Below are 3,321 nucleotides of genomic sequence, written 5' to 3'. Positions count from 1 at the left end.
GGTGTGTTCCTAGACAGCTCCACCACACCGGAGGTCTTCGCCATGATCAAGCCCAGCCAGTGTCAACAACGCTCGTGATCAATACACCTAGGGCCTGTGTGATGTCGCGATCAATCAGCTGCTCGCAACAGTTCTTCGAGCCAGATCATCGAGGCACGGAGTTCGAGGCCGGCGAGGTAGCTCTCGGGTGTCTTGTCGAAACGTGTGGCAATGCCGCGCCAGTCCTTCAGCCGGTTGATCAGGCGCTCGATGGTGTTCCGTTCCTTGTAGAGGCTGGCGTCGTGAGTGACGGGCCGGCCGCCTCGGCTGCCCTTCTTCTTGCGGTTGGCGGCTTGGTCCTTCTTCTCCGGGATGACCGCCTTGATATGGCGTTTTTGCAGGTAGGCGCGGTTTGCGCGAGACGAGTAGGCCTTGTCCGCGGCGACCGCGCCCGGCCGGGTACGAGGCCGACCGACCGGCAGGCGGACGCGGATCTTCTTCAACACTGGGATGAACTGCGGGCTGTCTGCGGCCTGCCCGGCGGTCAGGACGAACGACAGAGGCCGGCGCTTCCGGTCGGCGGCGAGGTGAATCTTGCTGGTCAGCCCGCCGCGTGACCTGCCGAGCAGGGCTTCCCTCAGGCGGATCCTGCGTCGGCGGCGGACGCGCCGGCGCTCTTCCCGTTCAGGCGCGTCTCCGGCATCCCGCCCGTTCTGTTCTGCTTCGCCGCCCCCTTTTGCCGGGCCTGTTCCTGCTCTGCGGCGGCTTCCTCGAGAGCATCCATGACGTCCGCGCCGACGAGCATCCCGGCGGCGTCGTGATGAGCGCGGGCGGTCGTGGAGTCCACGGCCCGCGCCCACCACGACGCAGCCGGGATGCGCATCGGCAAGCAGGTCATGGACGCCCTTGAAGAGGCCGCCATCGAGCAGGAGCGGGCCCGGCAAAAGGGGGCGGCCCGCCAGAACAGAACGGACAGCACGGCAGTGACGACCCCGGTCAGGAAGAACGGCGGCACCTCAGGCGACGGCACAAGCTCCGCTTGAATCAAGCCCTGCTCGGCAGATCTCGCGGTGGACTGACGAGCAAGATTCATCTCGCTGCAGACCGCAAGTGCCGTCCCCTGTCCCTCGTCCTGACCGCAGGACAGGCCGCCGACAGCCCGCAGTTCGTCCCAGTGCTGCAGAAGGTGCGCATCCGTCTTCCCGTCGGCCGGCCCCGAACCCGGCCCGGCGCTGTCGCCGCGGACAAGGCCTATTCCTCCCGCGCTAACCGCTCTTACCTGCGGAAACGCAACATCAAGGCAGTCATCCCGGAGAAGAAGGACCAGGCCGCCAACCGGAAGAAGAAGGGCAGCCGAGGCGGCCGGCCCGTCACTCACAACGCCGATCTCTACAAAGAACGGAACACCGTCGAGCGCCTGATCAACAAGCTGAAGGCCTGGCGGGGAATCGCGACTCGATACGACAAGACACCTGAGAGCTACCTCGCCGGCCTCCACCTCCGTGCCTCGATGATCTGGATCAACGACCTCCTGAAGGCAACTGGTTGATCACGACATCACACAGGCCCTAGTGGCCGTAGGCTGATGGCGCGGGGTCGACGACCGGTCCAGCGGTCCGACATCACCGTGTTTGCGCCACCGATTCACCCACTTCGACGCGCAAGCCCGCGAGATTCCCATCTCCGCGGCAACATGCGCGATCGGTCGGGTCTTGCAGCGTTCGATCAGGCGATGTCGGCCCTCCACGGTGAGCGGAGCGTTTGCATGTACCCGTCGCACTCCCATCAGTCTTCGAGCTTGTCGAGGAGCCTACTCAGGGCGGCGGGGTCTTCGAGGTGGGCGAGGTGTCCTTGGCCGGCCAGTGGATGGACCGTGCAACCGCGGAGTCTGCTCACGACCCGCTGGAACGAGGTTCCGTACGGCTCCGCGCCGACGTTCCGCTCACCGACGATCAGGTCGATGACGGCCGCGTGGGAGCCGAGATCTGCGCCAAGTTCGGCATCGGATAGCGCCTGCAGTTCCGAGTAGAGCGGTTCGCTCAGTCTGCGCAACGTCGACCACGCACCGTGATCAGCGCGCAGCGCATCGACGTACTCCGCGGAGAAGCCTGACACTTGTTCGTTCACGATCTCGACCGCTCGATCCCAATCCTGTGCAGCATCTGCGGCGCGGAGCGAAGGCAGCGCGGCGTTGCCGAAGCTGGGGTCGACCGGCTCGTAAGCGATCACATGGCTCATCGGACGTTCGCACGCAAGAAGCAGGGCGACCAGGCCCCCGTAGCTCCAACCGAAGACGGCCTTCGGCTCACCGACGGCCTCGATCACTGCGCATAGGTCGTCGACCTCAGTTCGCAACGAATACTGGCCTCCGAGCGGTCCTGAGGGTGCTCGCCCCCGGCGATTGACGATAGACACCGACGGCCACGCCTCAAGAGAGCGAGCAACGTGCCGCCAACTGTGCGCATCGCTCATCACGCCGGGCATCATGAGCAGCCCCGGCTCCGCCGCATCGCCGTAGATGTCGACGCTCACCCAACTGCCGTCAGGACGCGGCACCTTCTTCTGTATCGATTGCTCCATAACGTGCATTATGGAACATCCGCTCTATAATGCAAGTATGCATCCCAGTCGAGCAGGACGACCCCCCCAGTTCAATCGAGCCACGGTTGTGCTCGAAGCGGCACGGCTCTTCTGGCAACGCGGCTACTCCGGCACGTCCACGCGGGCACTGAGCGCCGCGCTTCGGCTGTCCACTTCGAGCATCTATGCCGCGTTCGGGAGCAAGGCGGGGCTGTTCGAGGAAGCGGTGCGAACGTACGCCGAGCGGTACCGGATCATCTACCAGGATGCGTGTGCGCAACCCGACTTCGCTGACACCCTCGACCAATTGTTCCGTCGATCCGTCGAAGAGTTCACCCAGCCCAACTCAGGGCACCCGGGCTGCCTGGTGAGCAGCGCTGCGATGACGGACAGTCCGGATACGATCGACACTCGCGCCTACCTCGACGACCTTTACGCGTCGAACCAGCGCCTGCTGCACAAGCGCATCGAACAAGCTCAGAAGGATGGACAAGTCCCGAAGCACACAGACCCGGCCACACTCGCTGCGTCGCTTCAAACTTTCTGGCACGGACTATCCGCGCAGTCAAACCAGGGCCTCGGGCGCAACGACCTCCTCCGTCTAGCAGATCTCGTCGTCTCAGTGCTGCCTGGCGGACGCGCGTCAACAACCTCCTGACCCGCAACAACTAGTACTGCAACGGTGCTTGTTCTGATTGCTGGCTAGTTTTCAGGGGCTGTGGCCGCGTCGTTTGTAGTGGCTGATGCGGGCTTGGTGTTGGC

General features: G+C 64.3%; 2 protein-coding genes and 3 pseudogenes. 2 read left to right on the top strand and 3 right to left on the bottom strand.

Annotated features, from left to right (window positions below; all coding sequences use genetic code 11):
• Positions 1-110: 110 nt before the first annotated feature.
• Positions 111-829: pseudogene (locus ACIRVH_RS46400) on the bottom strand (IS5 family transposase); the annotation flags it as partial.
• On the opposite strand from ACIRVH_RS46400, the pseudogene ACIRVH_RS46395 reads away from it, so the two are divergent.
• A pseudogene (locus ACIRVH_RS46395) lies at positions 825-1,528 on the top strand (IS5 family transposase); the annotation flags it as partial. The pseudogenes ACIRVH_RS46400 and ACIRVH_RS46395 sit on opposite strands and share 5 nt — an antisense overlap.
• Positions 1,529-1,543: 15 nt before the next feature.
• On the opposite strand, the pseudogene ACIRVH_RS46390 reads toward ACIRVH_RS46395, so the two are convergent.
• Both ACIRVH_RS46390 and ACIRVH_RS46385 read right to left on the bottom strand, forming a co-directional pair.
• Positions 1,544-1,765: pseudogene (locus tag ACIRVH_RS46390) on the bottom strand (helix-turn-helix domain-containing protein); the annotation flags it as partial.
• Positions 1,765-2,559 (bottom strand): alpha/beta fold hydrolase, encoded by a 795-nt coding sequence (locus ACIRVH_RS46385; protein ID WP_403967155.1) that lies wholly within the window; start codon positions 2,557-2,559, stop codon positions 1,765-1,767. The gene ACIRVH_RS46385 and the pseudogene ACIRVH_RS46390, both read right to left, overlap by 1 nt.
• 37 nt (positions 2,560-2,596) lie before the next feature.
• Between ACIRVH_RS46385 and ACIRVH_RS46380 the strand changes: the two genes are divergently transcribed.
• The gene (locus tag ACIRVH_RS46380; protein ID WP_403967152.1) at positions 2,597-3,217 is read left to right on the top strand and encodes a TetR/AcrR family transcriptional regulator; all 621 of its coding nucleotides are present in this window, start codon (positions 2,597-2,599) and stop codon (positions 3,215-3,217) included.
• Positions 3,218-3,321 lie beyond the last annotated feature (104 nt).

Source organism: Streptomyces sp. NPDC101165 (assembly GCF_044768135.1).
Classification (GTDB): domain Bacteria; phylum Actinomycetota; class Actinomycetes; order Streptomycetales; family Streptomycetaceae; genus Streptomyces.
Note: the sequence above shows the minus strand (reverse complement) of the source record. Positions and strands in the feature narration are given on the sequence as shown.

Coding starts and splice junctions, on each gene's coding strand:
- ACIRVH_RS46385 (WP_403967155.1), bottom strand. CDS start 2,559: ATGGAGCAATCGATACAGAAGAAGGTGCCGCGTCCTGACGGCAGTTGG.
- ACIRVH_RS46380 (WP_403967152.1), top strand. CDS start 2,597: ATGCATCCCAGTCGAGCAGGACGACCCCCCCAGTTCAATCGAGCCACG.